Source organism: Actinobacillus equuli, from assembly GCF_900636745.1.
GTDB classification, from domain to species: domain Bacteria; phylum Pseudomonadota; class Gammaproteobacteria; order Enterobacterales; family Pasteurellaceae; genus Actinobacillus; species Actinobacillus equuli.
Genome location: NZ_LR134310.1, coordinates 566,580 through 584,691, shown reverse-complemented (window position 1 = coordinate 584,691; position 18,112 = coordinate 566,580). Strand labels below are relative to the sequence as shown.

Genomic DNA, 18,112 nt, shown 5'->3' with positions numbered 1-18,112 from the left:
ACCCTAAAAGGATCCATAAAAATGTTCTGGTTCAAAAATGTCATGATTTATCGCCTGACTTCGCCGCTTTCGTTGGAAAGTCATTCACTGGAAGAGCAACTGCAACAAACCAAATTTAGCCCTTGTTCACAAAGCGATATGAGTAAATTCGGTTGGTCGAATCCGCTTTCCGGGTCGGAATTATTACATTTTTCGCAGGGCAAACAGTTTTTATTGGTTTCACATAAAGAAGATAAGCTGTTACCGGCGAATGTGGTGAAAAAAGAAACGGAAGAACGTATTGCCGTTTTAGAAGAAAAAGAAGCCCGTAAGCTCAAGAAAACAGAAAAACAGGCGATCAAAGATGATGTGGTGGCAATGTTGTTGCCTCGAGCATTTAGTAAACATCAATTTACCGCAATTTGGTTGGATTTAGATGCCCAGCTAGTTTATGTTGATGCCGGTTCAAGCAAACGAGCGGAAGATACGCTCGCATTATTGCGTAAAACATTAGGATCGCTACCTGTTGTGCCAATTTCATTTGCTTTATTGCCGAGTGAAGTGATGACGAACTGGATTGCCAAAGGACATACGCCGAATTGGTTGAATTTATTGGAAGAAGCCGAGTTAAAATCCTTTGATACAGACAGCGTGATCCGTTGCAAACGTCAAGATCTGGAAAGCGAAGAGATTGCTCAACATTTACAAGCGGGCAAATTTGTTACAAAACTTGCAATTGATTGGGAGAACCATTTCTCGTGTGTATTGAATGAAGATGCAACGCTTTCTCGTGTTAAATTTGCTGATGAAGTGCGTGAGAAAAATGACGATATTTTAAAAGAAGATATTGCTCAACGTTTCGATGCGGATTTCTTATTGATGACCGAAGAGCTCAAATTATTTACCCAAAAAATGATTGAGGAATTTGGCGGCATTAAAGAACGTATTTAGGAGAAAGCGATGTTAGTCAGTGCAGAAATTTTGGATCAGTATCAGGCTCTCATTTTTGATATGGACGGCACTATTATTGATACGATGCCAAGCCATGCAAAAGCGTGGGAGATTACCGGCGAACATTTTGGCTATCAAGTGGATAGCTCGGTAATGTACGAGCTAGGCGGAGCAACCACTTACACCATCGGACGTGAAATTATGCAACGAGCAAATATGCCGATGGAATTGCTGGAAGAAGTGGTGCAAATGAAGCGTAAAATTGCGATGGATCTTACTTATGAACATTCCTCTCTGTTACCGGCTTTTGAGATTATCCAACATTATTCAGGTAAAAAGCCATTAGCAGTAGGCACCGGCGCACATCGGATCCAAGCCTATAAATTACTCGATAAATTTAACCTCCGCCCGTATTTTAATACGATTGTCGATGCGGATGATGTGAAAGAACATAAGCCATCACCTGAAACCTTTTTATTATGTGCTGAGCGTTTAGGCGTAGAGCCTAAACATTGTCTGGTATTTGAAGATGCTGATCTCGGCATCCAAGCTGCTCTTGCCGGCGGAATGGATGTGTTTGATGTGAGAACCAATCAGATTACAAAGGCACGATAATTAACTCTCTCCCTTGCGGGAGAGAGCTATTTTCTAGTTCGCCACGGTAAAACGCTCAAATAAATGAGCTTTCTGTTCGACATCATCAGCAATCGCGGCGGCGAGATCCGGCACAGTAATATTAGCTGGGCTGCCGTCTGTGTTCAGCAACATATCATCTTTACCTAAACGATAAGTGCCGGTTTTATCGAAAGATAACGGTAAGACGGCAAACATTGCGGCAGGCGATAAAAATGCCCAGTTAATATCTCGGCGAGCTTGTAATTCAGTCAGTAAATTACGCACCACATTTGCCGCCGGATAAATTTCCGCAGGGAATTCCGCCGTATCAACTAACTGAAGATTCGGGGCAACATATAGGCTACCTGCTCCGCCGATGACCAATAAATACGGCACTTGAGCGGTTTTAGCCGCAGCTAAAATAGCCTTCCAACCTCGCTCGGTATCCGCTGCTAAGTTTGGATTGTCCCAACCGCCGTTAAATGCGGCTACTACGGCATCAAAGCCTTTTAATTTTTCGGCAAAATCAGCGGCATTTACGTCTGCTTGTACTGCCGTTACATTGTCCGCTTGGAATACTTTCTCAATGTTACGTGCAAAGCCGATGACCTGATGACCACGCTCAGCTAATTCTTGTACAGTTGCATTTCCGACTAATCCTGTTGCTCCGATAACTGCAATTTTCATTTTATGCTCCTATTTGATAAATGTTTGAGTATTGAGTTGAATCAAACCTTGTTCGGTTTGTTTAAAAATTTGCGGTACTCCACGTACACCAAGTTCTGCCGCTAATGCCGCCCCTTGGGTAATGCGTTCCTTAGCAAGATCTATCGTGGCAGAATTTTGCAAAATATTGACCGCTTGTGTAAAACCATTCTCAGTTAAAATTTGGCTGAGTACGTTAATATCCGCCGTATCTAGACCGTTTTCATAGCGAGCTTTTTGGAATAGGCGAAGCACGTTTAATTCTTGAGTGGGTTCTACTTGTCGTACCGCCGTTAAGGCTTGCACCAGTGCGAAAGAATTAAAGTTTTTCGCTCCAAGCAAGATATTTTGTCGGTAAGTTTCACTAAAAGATAGTCCGGTAAGTTGATGAATACGTTGGTCATTTGTCCAAGCGTGTTCTGCCCAATCGGCATCAATCAAACGGTCATAACTAAATAAGCCGGTTGGTATCAGTTCAATTTCGGCATTTTCCGCTAATTCTGCCAAGCCGTTGGAGACGGCATAGCACCAGCCACATAAAGGGTCGAAAAGATAATAAATTTTTTGCATTTTATTTCCTTGAAATCTTATTTCTTCATCAGTAGATGAGCTGCATTATACGTAAATGAATCCAGTGAAAAAGAATCTCTTTAGCAAAAGTTTGTTTCATTATTTGAAATAAATTTGGTGAAAATAATGAATTTTAAATTATAATTGTTTCAATTTAAAATGTTAGAAGAATGAAAAATGGACAGAATTACAGCGATTCAAGTATTTTTAAATGTGGCGGAAACTCATAGTTTTACAGCAGCGGCGGAGAGAATGGAACTTTCTCGTCCAATGGTAACCAGAGCGGTTGCGTTAGTGGAAGAGTGGTTTAATGCCCGATTATTACATCGTACTACTCGCCACGTTTCGCTAACGGATGCAGGCAGACAAGCGGTCGAATATTGCCGAAAAATTGCAAATATAACCGATTCGATTGAGCAGGATTTTCATCAGCAACAAAATAGTTTGCACGGCACATTGCGTATTGCTTCGAATACTACCTTTGGCAGTTCGCATTTATTGGACGCAATTCAAACATTTATGGAAATACATCCGCAACTTAATGTGCAAATGCAGTTGGGAGATAAAGTAGTGAATTTGGTGGAAGAAGCGATTGATGTTGCGATTCGGATTACCAATAATCCGGATCCGAGTTTAATTGCTCGCCCATTGGCGAAGTGTCATTCCTTGATTGTCGCAAGCCCGAACTATTTAGCACGATACGGAACGCCAAAACGACCGGAAGATCTAAGTCAGCATCGCTATTTAGCTCATGCCAATATTAATAAAAAGGAATGGAAATTTAGCCAAGCTGATCAGGAAGTCCATTTAGAATTAACCAGCACCTTTACGACCAATGATACATTGGCATTATTGAACTTTACGCTTTCAGACGGCGGTATCGCAATGCTGCCGAAGTATTTGACTAGTGAACATTTAGCGGAAAATCGTCTGACTGCGATACTCACTGACTGGCAATTACCAACTTATTCGATTTATGCTCTTTATGCTTCACGCCATAAATTGTCGCCTAATGTTCGGCAGTTTGTGGACTTTTTAGTCGAACGTTTTGCCAACCAAGATTGGTGATACAAGCGGTTAAATTTTTAAGAGAAAAAGGAAATGCACTCTCTCCCCTTGCGGGAGAGAGACAGCGAAAATTGCGTCAAGCAATTTCCGCAGAGAGAGGGGTCAAGCCGCTTTCCGATGATAAAAACGCAAACTGTGTTCTTTTTGGCGGGCGGAGCTGAAAGCGGATACACGTTTTAAGTAGCCGATCACTCGTGTGCCGTAGTCGATATTTTGCGAACCGCATTTTGAACAACTACATAAAGTACGTTTATCAATGTGTGCACATTCGTTACAAATGGTGATTTTCACATTGATACAGAAATAGTTACAGCCGGTTTTTGCTGCAATATCAAGCAATGAGCGATAGCCCGTTTGAGTTAATGCTTCGTCTAGGTTGAGGTGTAACGCAGAACCGCCATCTAACCACTCAATTAGCTCTTTTCCGTGGAGCAAGAATTTATCCAAAGCATTAGTATTTTCATCTTCCACTACATAGAAATAAGAGTTATAGCAATCACGAGGCACAAAATAGCCATCTTCTTTATCCCATTTCGCATTTTTCACACCGAGATTTTCTGCCGGTACAAATTCGGTATTGAATTTCACACCATATTTTTTGGAAGCGGTCTGATTTGCATCAAAAATTACTTTTAAACGGCTTTGTACAAACTGCATATAATCCGGATTATAACCGACGGTTAGTCCTTGTGATTCGGCAGCCTCCGCCATTCCATTAATACCAATCGTGAGGAATTGCTTATCCAAAGAAATAAATCCGGCGTCATAAACCGGTAGCATTCCGGCGGCTAAATATTCTTCCATTAGTTTGCGATAAGCATATTGATATTTATGGATCTTGCCGACTTCTTCGTCTAAATTACGTTCATCTTGCACTAAACGGTTCATATTGATGGTAATTACGTTAATCGAACCGGTCGCCACGCCACCGGCACCCAATGAATAAGAGAATGTGTGATCCGAGATTTCATTACGTAAACGGCAACAAGAAGCAAGTGAATCAGGATTATCGGATTGATAGATAAAAAATGAGTTACCTTGCGAAAGCTCTTCTGCCATTTGATCAGCAAATTCGTTGTCTTTGCATTTACCATTTTCGGTTAGCATTGCTGCCGTTACTACTGGGAAAGTTAAAATCGCTTTAGTACGTTCTTGGTTAAACCATTTCATAAAGAAAATTTGCAATGCGGCAGTCGTTTCCCAATTCGGGCGTTCAAAATCAGGGAACACAAAATTACCGAACATCGCATCAAAATAGTGTTTGTCATACAGCGAAATATTCCAGAACACACTTTGATAACCACGAGCGGCAGCCGGTTGATTAATACTATAAACCACTTGTTGTAGATGATTTTCGATTTCACTACGGTGGGTTTCAAGATAATTATCACCAAAATCTTTACGTGCGAAATAGTCAAAATAGGTTAAAAATTCAACGGTTGCCACAGCACCGGCAAATTGTGAACTGACCGCAAACACAAAATTCACAAAAGAACCGCAGAATGATGCAAGGTGTTTTGGTGCTTTGGATTCTCCGCCCAATTTGGTGAGCCCATCACGTAAGAAAGGGTACATTGTGACCGATACGCAATAAGGCTTTAAGCTTGTCTCATCGTGTACGTAAATCTCATGCGCTTCAATTTGGCGTAAGTATTCGCCAGCAAGCCCTTCATCAAATAATTCTGCAATTTTGTTACTCACTTTGGCACGGTTAATTTGCACAAAGAAGTCTTTCATCATTTCGTTTTCCATGGTGGCAATGTTTTTTTGGGTCACATTGGCATTCGCATCCATTTTGGAACCGTCCGCCGCATTTTTTGCGTGCAGATAATGCTCAATAAAGCCTAACTTGCCTTCAAGTTGATTAGGTTGTAAGCGAATCATGTAATTAAACTCCCTTGCTAAATAAGTGATTTAGATTTTCACCGGTGCGTAAATCGATAAAACGTTGATTGGTGGTAAGACTGTTTAAACCGCCTCTTTCTGCAATCCAACGCCCTGTTTTTAGGTAGGTTAATTGCGAAAGTAACTCTGCGGAAAGCTCATCTCGTTCAAGCCCTGTATAAAGGCAAGTCTGTAGCCCTCTTTGTTTGCAGTAACTCAGTAGCGGAATAAGTTGTTCAGGCAGCCATTCGCCACCCATAAAAAGTACGCAGCTGACTAAGCCTTGGTATTTATTTAATTGCTCGGCGAGGTAATTTTTTGTCAAAATTTGACCGCTTCCTAGTTTCCAGCTTTCCGTACTATGACAGCCTTTACAGCCTAACGGGCAACCGGTAATTAAGAAGGCGAGTGAGGTTTCGTGCGGCACTTCTTGCCAAACGATTTGTTCCGAGCAAAATCTGAGGTTTTTCATTTGTTATAAAAATGTTGCTATATATTGTGTTTTAATTAATTATTAACACAAGATGTTGTGTATTTTAGTCATTTTTTTTGAAAATAAAATCAAAAAATTTGCAGGGGAGGGGTTGCAATTTGCTAAGTGACGGAAAAATAAAGCGGATAACGGATTGTAAATTTTTGTGATAAAAAAGGCTGTCTGAATATCAGACAGCCTTATAAAAATGAGAACGATTTAGCGCTCTTGCATTGCTTGCTTCATACGCGTAATCGGTTTGATGAGATATTGGAAGATCGTTTTTTCACCGGTACGGATATCAACCGTAGCAGTCATCCCTGGCGTAATCTCAAGCGGATTGCCATTTTTGTCGAAGATTTTACTTTCGTTGGTTTCGATTAAAATACGGTAGTAAGACTCTTCCGGATTTAATTTTAACGTACTTTGTGTTCGATCATCTTGTAGCGTATCTGGACTGATAAGCGTTACTTTGCCTTCAAGTCCGCCATAAATTGCATAGTCATAGGCACTAATTTTAACCAGAGCAGCTTGCCCGTTTTGGATAAAAGCAACGTCTTTAGGGCTAATATAAGCTTGTACCAGCAATTTTTCATCCAGCGGCACAATTTCCAGAATATCTTGTCCGGCTTGAACCACACCGCCGACCGTATTAATTTTGATATTTTTCACAATACCACGTAGCGGTGCTTTAATTTGTGAACGTTCCACCGGATCTGCATACATCGCCAGTGTTTCTTTTGCTTGTGCTAACTCTGATTCCGTACGAACTAATTCCTCATTTGCTTCGGCGGCATAACGGTTTTTACGTTCCGCGATTTGTTGAGCAAGATCGGCAGATTGTCGCTTGGTTCGGAGTAACTCAACTTCAGACATTACCCCTTTTCTAACCATTGGTGAGGTGAGTGCGATTTCACGATCCAATAATGCTTTACTTTGCGTTAAACCTTTCACCGCATCACTCATGGCACGTAGGCGAGCTTGGTAAGCGGCTTTTTCTCGAGCTTGAATATCACGAGGAATATCTGCGCTAAATTTGAGCGGCATACCATAAGCTTCGGCTTGTAAACGAGCTGCAACAGCTTGTAAGTTAAGTACTTTCGCTTTACTTTCTCGTAGCATAGCAGAACTGCGGGTATCGTCTAAAGTCAGTAAAATTTGGTCTTTTTCGACAATATCGCCTTCTTTTACTTTCATTTCGCGAATAATACCGGGATCAAGACTTTGCACGATTTGTTCACGACTGGTCGGAATAACGCTCCCTTGTCCACGCGTGACTTCTTCTAACGGGCTATGATATGCCCAGATTACGAAGACCACCAGAAAAGCGAAGAACAAGATAATCACGGCAAATATGCCACGATGTTTTTCAGTTTGCATAGCAGCGTTCAGATCGTTAATTAAAGCGAGATCAGCTTGGCTAATTTTTTCTTGGTTGCTCATTATTTTCACTTCCTTGTGATTGCGTTGCTACAGGTTCTGCTTGTTTAGTACTAGCGGTCGAATTTTGTTGTTTTTTTGCTTGTTCATTCTCACGCAATTTTGCTAGAACGGCATCACGAGGGCCGTCTAATACGATTTTGCCATTTTCGACGACAATCACTCGCTCAACAATTCTTAATACTTGCGGACGATGTGTCACTACTAGCATTGTGCGATTTTTCGTCCAATTGGCTAAAGCGTTTAACACCATCATTTCCGAGCCTTGGTCAAGATCGCTAGTTGGTTCGTCAAGCAATACTACCTTCGGATCTTTTAAGGTTAAGCGTGCTAAGGCAACTAATTGTTTTTGACCACCGGATAGCCCTTGTCCGTTTTCACCTAAAGGCATATCTAAACCGCGAGGGTGTTGCTGGATAATGCGATCTAAACCAAAGCGGCGTAGCGCCAGTAATAATTCTTGGTCACTGGCGAAATTGTCGGTACGAGCCAGATCTAAGTTTTCACGTAATGAACCTAAAAATAATCGAGGAGACTGGCTAAATAACGCCACTTGATTACGTAAGAAATTCGGATCAATTTGGCGTAAATCGACATTGTCTAATGTAACATTTCCTTTGCTTGGTTCGTATAAACCTGAAGCTAATTTAAGTAAAGTGGTTTTACCGCTCCCGATTTTGCCTAAGATACCGATTTTCTCGCCCGGTTTTATTTGTAAATTCAGTCCAGAGACAATCTCATTACCTTGCTCAGAATATTGGAATGCAGCTTGGTTAAATTGAATATGTCCTTGTACGGATGACAACGTAATATATTTACGTTCCGGATCACGCTCGGTCGGGCGCTCAATAATACTATCCAAACCTTTTAATGCTAGACGAGCTTGTTGGAAACGTGTCGCCAGTCCGGCAATTTGTGATAATGGCGCCAATGCTCGACCGGAAAGAATTACGGAAGCAATTAATGCCCCCATCGTAATGCGAGAGGCTTCATTTTCCGCATGAATAAGGTAAGTACCGACCACCACTAAAAAAACGGTATTCAGTTGCTGCATTGCCGTTGAAAAATTCACCACAAAATTGCTTAAGTCTTTTACCTTAATCTGTGTCGCAGCAGTCTTTGCCGTATAAGAATCCCAACGCTGTTGCGCCCAGTTTGCCGCATTATTGGTTTTTAAGGTTTCAATACCGTCAATCACTTCCACAACCAAACCTTGTCGCTGTGAACTTTCGCGCATGGTTTTATTAATGTTTTCTGCAATTTTCGGTTGTACCGCAAAGCCGACAATCATCACAATTGGGATAATGATCAATGGCACGAGCGCTAAGGAACCTCCCACCAAGAAAATCACAAAAATAAATAACAATACGAAAGGTAAGTCGACTAATACCAATAAACTTGCGCTGGTCATAAATTCTCGAACGGACTCAAATTCACGTAAGTTGTTGGCATAAGAACCGGAAGATGCCGGTTTATCTACTAAACGTAAGCCCATAACTCGTCTAAAGATCGCAGAACTTATCAGTAAATCGGCTTTTTTACCGGCGATGTCAGTGAGATGTCCTCGAATCAGTTTTGCCGCCAATTCGAAGCTAATCGCAAGCACTACACCGATACTTAATGCCCAAAGGGTTTCATAAGTTTTATTCGGAATCACTCGGTCATAAACGTTCATCACATAAAGTGAGCTGACTAAGGCTAAGAAATTGATGATAAAAGTTGCTAAGATCACTTGATAATAATAAGAACGGAAACGCCAAACCACCTTCCAGAACCAAGCTTTCGGCATATGATATTCCGGCAATTCCGAACGCTCGTCTTTAGCGGTTTGAGGTTTAATAAACCAGCAATATCCCAAATAATTTTGAGCGAGCGAGTCTGCCGATACGGTATGTGTGACACCATTTTGATACAAATGATAAATACGTTCTCTGCCTGCACCTTCAATTTTCGTAACAATAGCAGCTTCTTCATTTTGTAAGACCACTAGCACTGGTGTTGAAAGCGAAGGAATATCTTTTAATTCACGGCGAGAAATTTGGTTTTCAAATCCGTGCGAACGTAAAACTTCGACCAATGACTGAAAATTCACATTGAGATTTTGTTCTCGAATTACCTGAGCAGAAAGCGCTTCTTTAGCTACCGGAGAACCGTGTAGCTGGGTGATATGGGCGATGTGTTCGATAATTGCTTTCAATTTATTTACCTTCTTCCGTTAAGTTCAGAGTGCTAAAGCCAGCCCAATTAGCCACTTTAGCTTGAGAGACTAAATAGAGTAGTGCGGCATCTCGATAATCATTACGTGCTGCAACTTCTTCCGCCTGTACACTGGTTAATTCTTGGTAGGCGTCAAGCAAATTAAGTAATGATTTTGTTGCAATATCAAATTGTAGTTCGGTATCGTCAACGACTTTTCGTTGTAATTTAATTTGACGTTGTGTCGTTTTCGCCAGTTTTTGTGAACGGAACATTTCTAATTCTGCCGTACGAGCTTTTTCTTCTACTTCTAATTTAATGCTTCGTAATTTTGCATTAGCGGCTGCTTGAGAATGGCGGCTCCGTTCTGCCTCATGCTTCGTGGCTGAATTGTAAATATCCCAAGATACGCCAACATAGACTTCTCGCTCATGACGACTTGCGGAACCCTCTAAATTAATTGAAGGTAATCGACGAGCTTCGGCGGCTTTAACGGCAGATTCCGTACTTTCAAATTCTTTTTCTTGTGCAAGGTATGTTGGATTTTTTGCAAGGTTCTCATTACGATAGCGCTTTAAGAATGCAAGAGTATCTTGTGAAGCAAAAGGATCTTGTAACGAATTCTCATCTACCTCATTTTGGCTATATCGTCCTAACTGACTCAAATTTGTATGAAGAATACGTTCTTGGCGAATAATATTTGTTTCTACTTGATTACGGCGAGTCATTGCTTCATTTAATTCAAAGGTTCTACCGGGATCATAAGAAACGATCGTTTTTAAATCTGCAATTAATTTATCATGACGGGCTAAACTTTCTTGGTAGATAGCAATATTTTCTTTGGCTCGTAATGCTCCTAAATAATATTGCCCAATTGTTTGCCCCATTGTTTCACGCGTTTCACTAAATTTATGTTGATAATATTCGACACGATGCTTATCTCGTTCAATTTCAGCTTCTACAGCTCCCCAGGAATAGAGGTTTATTCTGCCGTTAATACTAGGATCGGAACGTCTCTCCCCTTGGTAAGTATGCTTTTGTGCGAGTATTTTATTCTGGCTGAGAGAAATAACCGGATGATGACCGGCTTCTGAAATTTTAGTTTGGCTTTCTGCGACACGAATGTTTGCTCTCGCTTCATCTAAATTTGGATGTTGCGTAAAAGCATATTGCAAAATTTGTTTTAAACTTTCGGCTTGAGAGAGTGATGGGGTGAATAAAAATAATCCAACACTTAATAAAGTATAATAAGATTTTTTCATGGAGAAATATTCAGCAGAAATAAAATGGATAGGAAATATTCTAGCACGCATTGGACTGTAAATAGGGAAATATGTTCTAAAAAAAACGTGTAAAAAAATTCATAAAAATCATACAGTAATGCAAGTAAAACTAATAAAGATCAATATAGTGAATATTTTTTATTGTTAGAAATAGCAAAAGACAGGATAATAACCAAAATTTTTTGGCTTTTGCATGTTACAAGCGGTCAAATTTTTGCTGTTTTTTGCAAAATTTGACGTAAAATCAACCGCTTGTCTTATATTGAATTGAACCTTTCTTTTGTGGACTTTATGCTCGATTATATATTGTTAGTTATCAGTACCGCTTTAATAAATAACTTTGTCCTAGTGAAATTCCTAGGACTTTGTCCATTTATGGGCGTGTCGAAAAAAGTAGAAACTGCGATTGGTATGGGAATGGCTACAACTTTTGTTTTGACGGTGGCATCGTTATCGGCTTATTTAGTCGAGACGTTCATTTTAGTACCGCTCGAAGCACAATTTTTACGTACTTTAGTCTTTATCTTAGTGATTGCCGTTATTGTACAATTAACGGAAATGATCGTTCATAAAACCAGCCCGATTCTTTATCGTTTACTTGGGATCTATTTACCTCTGATTACCACCAACTGTGCGGTGCTGGGTGTTGCATTATTGAATGTAAATTTAGCGAATAACTTGGTTGAATCCGTTCTATATGGTTTTGGAGCGGCTACTGGATTTTCGCTAGTGTTAGTGCTTTTTGCCGCACTACGTGAGCGCCTTGTTGCAGCGGATGTGCCGCGTCCATTCCAAGGTGCTTCAATTGCTTTAATCACTGCAGGATTAATGTCTCTTGCCTTTATGGGCTTTACAGGATTGGTGAAAATCTAATGTTAGACTTACCAATTATTACTTATATCTTAATTGCCATTGCTGTAATTGCCTTAATTTTTGGGGCGGTATTAGGCTATTCATCAATTAAACTCAAAGTTGAAGCGGATCCGATTGTCGACCAAATTGATGCATTGTTGCCTCAGAGCCAATGCGGTCAATGTGGTTACCCCGGCTGTAAGCCTTATGCGGAAGCTATTGCCAACGGGGATCAAATTACTAAATGTGTACCGGGTGGCCAGCCGCTAGTGGTGAAAATTGCAGACCTGATGGGCGTTGAAGTACCGGCAATGGACGGTGCGGAAGAGCCGGAAGTGAAAGTGGCATTTGTACATGAAGATATGTGTATCGGCTGTACCAAGTGTATCCAAGCTTGTCCGGTGGATGCGATTATCGGTACAAATAAAGCAATGCACACCATTATTGCGGATTTATGTACCGGTTGCGAATTATGCGTCGCGCCTTGCCCAACCAATTGTATTGAAATGATTAAAGTGAAGCCGACAGCACGTTCTTGGAATTGGCAATTTGATGAGAATTTGATTATCCCTATCGTAAATACGACGGAGTTACAGAAAAAAATGATTATCGGAACTGAAAAAGGAGAAAAAAATGTCTAATCCTAATTTAGTTCTTGAACGCATTCGCCAAACCAAACAAACCGGTAAATTGTGGGCGTATCCGGGCGGTATTCACCCGATGGAAAATAAAAAGCAATCGAATCAAAAGCCGATTCGTAGCCTACATTTACCGAAGTTTTTTTATGTACCTGTGGTTCAGCATTCCGGCTGGGCAGGCGAATTAATCGTCAATGTCGGCGATAAAGTTTTAAAAGGTCAGGCGTTAACCAAAGGTGATAATTTTCGTCAATTGCCGGTGCATAGCCCGACATCCGGGACAGTATTAGGTATTGCGCCGCACGTGTCCGCACATCCGTCAGGACTGCCGGAAGTCACGGTGATTATAGAAACAGACGGCAAAGACGAATGGATAGAACGTCAGCCGATTGATGATTTCTTAACATTGACAAGCGATCAAATTATCCAAAAAGTTTACCAATACGGCATTGCCGGATTGGGTGGTGCGGTGTTCCCTACTGCGTCTAAACTAAGTTTAGCGGATAAGCGTTGTAAATTACTGATTATTAACGGCGCGGAATGTGAACCTTACATCACTTGCGATGATCGTTTAATGCAAGATTATACGGCCGAATTGATCGAAGGTATCCGCATTTTACGCTATGTATTACGTCCGGAAGAGGTAGTACTGGCGATTGAAGATAACAAACCGAAAGCGATTAAAGCGATCCAAAAAGCGCTGAAAGGTTCGGATGATATTCATGTACAGCCGATTCCAACTAAATATCCTTCCGGCGCATCTGATCAGCTAGTACAGGTCTTAACCGGTTTAGAAATTCCGCAAGGTAAACGAACCATTGAAATGGGTATTGTGATGCACAATGTCGGTACGGCATTTGCGGTTAAACGTGCGGTAATGGACGATGAACCACTGATTGAACGCGTGGTGACGCTGACCGGCGATAAAATTCGCAATAAAGGTAATGTGTGGGCAAGACTCGGAACGCCGATTCAACATTTATTGGAGCAAGTGGATTATCAAGCGGATAGTCGTTTTCCGGTCTTTTTAGGCGGACCTATGACCGGTTTTATTCTGCAATCATTACAAGCGCCGATTACTAAAACCGCAAACTGTATTATTGCGCCGGATCATTTTGAATATGCACCGCCGGAGCCTGAGCGTAGCTGTATTCGTTGCTCAAGCTGCTCTGATGCTTGTCCGGTCGGATTATTGCCGCAGCAGCTTTATTGGTTTGCACGTTCGGATGATCATGATAAATCGAAGGAATACCATTTAGACGCTTGTATTGAATGCGGCGTTTGTGCTTATGTCTGCCCGAGCTACATTCCGTTGATCCAATATTTCCGCCAAGAAAAAGCCAAAATAGCGGAAATCGAGGAAAAAGCGAAAAAAGCGGAAGAAGCGAAAATTCGTTTTGAAGCCAGAGAAGCTCGCTTACAAAAGGAAAAAGAAGCTCGAACTGCACGTATCGCACAAGCAGCGGATAAACGCCGAGAAGAAATAGCAAGTTCTGCGGGAGAAGATCCGGTAGCTGCCGCACTCGCTCGTATCAAAGCGAAAAAAGCAGAAGCACAAACTGCGGAACCGGTTCATGCAAAAGCTGATATAAAAGCCAATGGAGAGCCGGATAATAGCGAATTAATGGCACAACGCCGAGCAAGACGTTTGGCAAAACAAGCTGAAGTTACAAATGAAGTAAATGACAATCTCTCTATCAATGCTGTGCAGCAAGTAGAAGAGACAGATCCTAAGAAAGCTGCGGTGGCTGCCGCATTAGCGCGTGCAAGAGCGAAGAAAGTAGCTCAGCAGGCACCGGCACAAGCGGTCGAAAATGCTGAAAAAGTTGCAAGTGCAGTAGATGCGGAAGACCCTCGTAAAGCGGCGGTGGCAGCAGCGCTAGCCAGAGCAAAAGCGAAGAAGGCAGCTCAACAGGCACAGGAACAAGCGGTCGAAAATGCCGAAAAAGTTGCAACTGCAGCAGAAGTGGAAGATCCTCGTAAAGCAGCGGTCGCAGCAGCGCTAGCTAGAGCAAAAGCAAAAAAAGCAGCCCAGCAAGCACCGGAACAAGCGGTCGAAAATGCCGAAAAAGTTGCAACTGCAACAGAAGCGGAAGACCCTCGTAAAGCGGCGGTGGCAGCAGCGCTAGCCAGAGCAAAAGCGAAGAAGGCAGCTCAACAGGCACAGGAACAAGCGGTCGAAAATGCCGAAAAAGTTGCAACTGCAACAGAAGCGGAAGACCCTCGTAAAGCGGCGGTGGCAGCAGCGCTAGCCAGAGCAAAAGCGAAGAAGGCAGCTCAACAGGCACAGGAACAAGCGGTCGAAAACGCCGAAAAAGTTGCAACTGCAACAGAGGTGGAAGACCCACGTAAAGCAGCGGTAGCGGCGGCAATTGCTAGAGCAAAGGCGAAAAAAATGAGTCAAGGGCTACAAAATGACTAATTTATTCGACAGTTTGCTGCCTACGCAACCGTGGTCCTTCTTGTTTATTCAGGATTTAATCGGCACTATCGTATTTGCCGTATCGGGCGCGATGGCGGCTCGTCAGCATAAAATGGATATTTTTGGTATGTTCATTTTGGCATTTGTGACTGGTGTCGGAGGGGGGACGCTACGTGATGTTATGATCGGTAGTACCCCTGTTTTCTGGATGAAACAACCGATTTACGTATTGATGATTACCCTTGCGGTTATTCTTACCGCTGTTTTTAGGAATAAAATCAGTAAGAAAGAATGGCAAACAGGGCTATTGATTTTTGATGCGATTGGCTTAGGCGTGTTTACCGTAATTGGCGTACAAAAAGGTTTAGATTTCGGGCTCCACCCGTGTATTGCAATTGCATTAGGCGGTATGACCGGTTGTTTCGGCGGTGTGATTCGAGATATTTTACGTAACGAAGTGCCGATTGTGTTACAAAAAGAAGTCTATGTCACAGCTAGTCTGGTTGGTGGGGTGATTTTTGTATTGTTCTATTCCGCCGGTGTTGAAAGCCGCTGGGTAGATATTGCTACGGTTAGTACTGTGATTTTGATACGTTTGTTAGCGATTCGATTTAATCTACATTTACCGAGAATTTAAGCGGGAAAGGAATTATTTGATGTTTAAAATGGTGAGTTCTCCCCATACCCATTCGTCTAATTTAACGGCGAAATTTATGCTGTGGGTAATGGTAGCTATGTTACCGGCACTGGGCGTGCAGTGGTATTTCTTCGGTTACGGTGTGTTTATTCAAGTGGTTATTGCAATATCACTGGCGGTGGTGATTGAAATCGCACTTGCAAAATTGCGCCGAAAACCGACCGCTTTTTATCTTGCTGATTTGAGTGGCTTGTTAACGGCACTGATTTTAGCGATGTCGATCCCGCCTTACGCACCTTATTGGATAGTTGTGATTGGTGTGATTGTTGCCCTATTACTGGCAAAGCATGTATATGGTGGTTTAGGACAGAATTTATTTAACCCTGCAATGGTCGCTTATGCGTTATTATTGGTTTCTTTTCCGGTGCAAATGACTGGCTGGCTGGTGCCAATCGATTTATTAAATGAACCGCCGACATTTAGCGATGCGATTTCGTTGGTATTCTCCGGTGTAACCAGTGACGGCTTTAGCGTACATCAATTATTGGGCAGTGTGGACGGTATCGCACAAGCAACACCACTTGATAGTGCCAAAACCAGTATGCAGAAATTAGGTGTAGAAGGTGTATTACAATCCCCGATTTTTAGCGGTATGTTCGCAAATGGTTGGTTGCAAATTAATTTAGCCTTTCTTGCCGGCGGTTTATTGCTAATTTATAAACGTATTATTCACTGGCAAATTCCAGTCGCGATGTTGATGGTGTTTGCTTTATTAAGCGGACTAACTGATTTATTGTTACCGCATACACACTTAAGTGTTGTTAGTCAGCTTTTCAGCGGTGCAATGATGTTTGGTGCTTTCTTTATTGCAACAGATCCGGTAACCGCTTCGATTACGCCTCGAGGCAAATTGATTTTTGGCGGCTTAATTGGTTTATTTGTCTATTTAATTCGTTACTACGGCAATTATCCGGATGCGGTAGCGTTTTCGGTGCTACTGGCAAATATCTGCGTACCGTTAATTGATCATTACACTCAACCAAGATTATATGGAACCGGAAGATAATGAATACCTCAAAAATTACCGTTAAGTATGCGTTATTATTAGGTTTAATAGCACTTATTTGCACAGCCGTTTCGACCGGTGTTTATTTGCTTACCAAAGGGCGGATTGATGAAGTGACCGCTGCTCAGCAACGCCAATTTTTACAAGAAGTTGTGCCGGCAAACCATTTTGATAATGATTTGCTTGGCTCTTGTAAAATGGTGGATTTGCCGAACGCCCCTTATTTAAACCGTATTTATATTGCAAAAAAATCGGAAAATTTGACCGCTTATGCGATACAAGCTACTGCTCCGGACGGCTATTCGGGGAATATTGTCTTACTTATGGGGATTCAGCCGGACGGCAAAGTGCTTGGTGTACGAACGTTAGAACATAAAGAAACGCCGGGATTGGGCGATAAAATTGAAACGCGTGTTTCAGATTGGATTTTGTCCTTTAGCGGCAAGTTATTTAGCCTTGAAACTGAATCTCTCTGGGCGGTAAAAAAAGACGGCGGTCAGTTTGATCAATTTACCGGTGCGACAATTACTCCCCGTGCAGTGGTGAATAATGTACGTCAAAGTGCAAAATGGGTGGTGACGGAGCTAGCAAAATCTCCCGAACAATTAGAAACGTTTGCAAGTTGTAAATAAGAAATAATCGTATGAATACTGAAAATCAAATTCCGGTGACGGAAATCGATACCACAGTGCCGGCAGAATCCTCAATTTGGCGTAATTTGCTTGCTGAAGGCGTGTGGAAAAATAACGGTGCTTTAGTGCAATTATTAGGTCTTTGTCCGTTATTGGCGGTCTCAAATAATGTCACTAATGCGCTCGGGTTAGGGCTTGCAACATTATTAGTGTTGGTTTGCACCAATACCACAGTATCGCTGTTTCGTAAATTTACTCCGCATGATATTCGTATTCCGATTTACGTGATGGTAATTGCAACTGTGGTAACTGCGGTGCAGCTGTTAATGAATGCTTTTGCTTATCCGGTTTATCAGTCTCTCGGGATTTTTATTCCGCTGATTGTTACCAACTGTATCGTAATCGGCCGAGCAGAAGCCTTTGCGTCTAAAAACTCGGTAGCGCATTCCGCCTTTGACGGTTTTGCAATGGGGCTCGGGATGACGTTAAGCCTTGTGGCACTAGGCGCAATGCGTGAAGTCATCGGAAATGGCACCTTATTTGACGGTTTGGACTTATTACTGGGCGATTGGGCAAAATCTTTACGCATTGATGTGTTACACTTAGACTCGGGTTTATTACTAGCAATTTTACCTCCCGGTGCATTTATTGGGCTTGGGGTAATTTTGGCGGTGAAGAATTTAATTGATAAGAAATAGAGAA

Annotated in this window: 17 protein-coding genes; 10 read left to right on the top strand and 7 right to left on the bottom strand. The window is 42.0% G+C overall.

The window, feature by feature from the left end:
• The first annotated feature begins 21 nt into the window (after nucleotides 1-21).
• Together rdgC and EL121_RS02675 are read left to right on the top strand one after the other, a co-directional pair.
• Entirely contained in the window at nucleotides 22-930 is a 909-nt protein-coding gene (gene rdgC, locus EL121_RS02680) for a recombination-associated protein RdgC (protein WP_039197510.1), read from the top strand.
• A 9-nt stretch (nucleotides 931-939) separates the two neighbouring features.
• Entirely contained in the window at nucleotides 940-1,545 is a 606-nt protein-coding gene (locus tag EL121_RS02675; RefSeq protein WP_039197508.1) for a beta-phosphoglucomutase family hydrolase, read from the top strand.
• 33 nt (nucleotides 1,546-1,578) lie between these two features.
• On the opposite strand, the gene EL121_RS02670 is transcribed toward EL121_RS02675, so the two are convergent.
• Nucleotides 1,579-2,232 carry an NAD(P)-dependent oxidoreductase gene (locus tag EL121_RS02670; RefSeq protein ID WP_039197506.1) on the bottom strand — a complete coding sequence of 218 codons (654 nt, stop codon included), beginning with the start codon at nucleotides 2,230-2,232 and terminating at the stop codon, nucleotides 1,579-1,581.
• A gap of 9 nt (nucleotides 2,233-2,241) precedes the next feature.
• Entirely contained in the window at nucleotides 2,242-2,820 is a 579-nt protein-coding gene (locus EL121_RS02665; protein WP_052190392.1) for a DsbA family protein, read from the bottom strand.
• Nucleotides 2,821-2,997: 177 nt separating this feature from the next.
• Between EL121_RS02665 and EL121_RS02660 the strand changes: the two genes are divergently transcribed.
• Nucleotides 2,998-3,888, top strand: a complete 891-nt coding sequence (locus EL121_RS02660; RefSeq protein ID WP_039197504.1) for a LysR family transcriptional regulator — start codon at nucleotides 2,998-3,000, stop codon at nucleotides 3,886-3,888.
• A gap of 102 nt (nucleotides 3,889-3,990) precedes the next feature.
• On the opposite strand, the gene nrdD is transcribed toward EL121_RS02660, so the two are convergent.
• The 5 genes from nrdD to EL121_RS02635 all read right to left on the bottom strand — a co-directional run bounded on the left by nrdD (nucleotide 3,991) and on the right by EL121_RS02635 (nucleotide 11,142).
• Nucleotides 3,991-5,772 carry an anaerobic ribonucleoside-triphosphate reductase gene (gene nrdD / locus EL121_RS02655; RefSeq protein ID WP_039197502.1) on the bottom strand — a complete coding sequence of 594 codons (1,782 nt, stop codon included), beginning with the start codon at nucleotides 5,770-5,772 and terminating at the stop codon, nucleotides 3,991-3,993.
• A 4-nt stretch (nucleotides 5,773-5,776) separates the two neighbouring features.
• Nucleotides 5,777-6,244: an anaerobic ribonucleoside-triphosphate reductase activating protein gene (gene nrdG / locus EL121_RS02650; RefSeq protein ID WP_005616641.1), complete on the bottom strand. Its 468-nt coding sequence runs from the start codon at nucleotides 6,242-6,244 to the stop codon at nucleotides 5,777-5,779.
• Nucleotides 6,245-6,463: 219 nt separating this feature from the next.
• Nucleotides 6,464-7,687, bottom strand: coding sequence for an HlyD family type I secretion periplasmic adaptor subunit (locus EL121_RS02645; RefSeq protein ID WP_039197500.1), 1,224 nt, complete (start codon nucleotides 7,685-7,687; stop codon nucleotides 6,464-6,466).
• Complete coding sequence (locus EL121_RS02640) at nucleotides 7,665-9,881, bottom strand: type I secretion system permease/ATPase (protein ID WP_039197498.1); 2,217 nt, start codon at nucleotides 9,879-9,881, stop codon at nucleotides 7,665-7,667. The genes EL121_RS02645 and EL121_RS02640 overlap by 23 nt, the downstream gene beginning before the upstream one ends.
• A 1-nt stretch (nucleotide 9,882) precedes the next feature.
• Complete coding sequence (locus tag EL121_RS02635) at nucleotides 9,883-11,142, bottom strand: TolC family protein (protein WP_039197496.1); 1,260 nt, start codon at nucleotides 11,140-11,142, stop codon at nucleotides 9,883-9,885.
• A gap of 312 nt (nucleotides 11,143-11,454) precedes the next feature.
• Between EL121_RS02635 and rsxA the strand changes: the two genes are divergently transcribed.
• The 7 genes from rsxA to EL121_RS02600 are packed head-to-tail and all read left to right on the top strand — an operon-like array spanning nucleotide 11,455 to nucleotide 18,108.
• A complete protein-coding gene (gene rsxA, locus EL121_RS02630) occupies nucleotides 11,455-12,036 on the top strand; it encodes an electron transport complex subunit RsxA (protein ID WP_039197494.1) in 582 nt (193 codons plus the stop codon).
• Nucleotides 12,036-12,656 carry an electron transport complex subunit RsxB gene (gene rsxB / locus EL121_RS02625; protein ID WP_039197492.1) on the top strand — a complete coding sequence of 207 codons (621 nt, stop codon included), beginning with the start codon at nucleotides 12,036-12,038 and terminating at the stop codon, nucleotides 12,654-12,656. The genes rsxA and rsxB overlap by 1 nt, the downstream gene beginning before the upstream one ends.
• Nucleotides 12,649-15,075 (top strand): electron transport complex subunit RsxC, encoded by a 2,427-nt coding sequence (gene rsxC, locus EL121_RS02620; protein ID WP_039197490.1) that lies wholly within the window; start codon nucleotides 12,649-12,651, stop codon nucleotides 15,073-15,075. The genes rsxB and rsxC overlap by 8 nt, the downstream gene beginning before the upstream one ends.
• Complete coding sequence (locus EL121_RS02615; protein WP_039197488.1) at nucleotides 15,068-15,712, top strand: trimeric intracellular cation channel family protein; 645 nt, start codon at nucleotides 15,068-15,070, stop codon at nucleotides 15,710-15,712. The genes rsxC and EL121_RS02615 overlap by 8 nt, the downstream gene beginning before the upstream one ends.
• 19 nt (nucleotides 15,713-15,731) lie before the next feature.
• Nucleotides 15,732-16,778 (top strand): electron transport complex subunit RsxD, encoded by a 1,047-nt coding sequence (rsxD, locus tag EL121_RS02610; RefSeq protein ID WP_039197486.1) that lies wholly within the window; start codon nucleotides 15,732-15,734, stop codon nucleotides 16,776-16,778.
• A complete protein-coding gene (rsxG, locus tag EL121_RS02605; RefSeq protein ID WP_039197484.1) occupies nucleotides 16,778-17,410 on the top strand; it encodes an electron transport complex subunit RsxG in 633 nt (210 codons plus the stop codon). The genes rsxD and rsxG overlap by 1 nt, the downstream gene beginning before the upstream one ends.
• Nucleotides 17,411-17,421: 11 nt before the next feature.
• Complete coding sequence (locus EL121_RS02600) at nucleotides 17,422-18,108, top strand: electron transport complex subunit E (protein ID WP_039197482.1); 687 nt, start codon at nucleotides 17,422-17,424, stop codon at nucleotides 18,106-18,108.
• The last annotated feature ends 4 nt before the right edge of the window (nucleotides 18,109-18,112 follow it).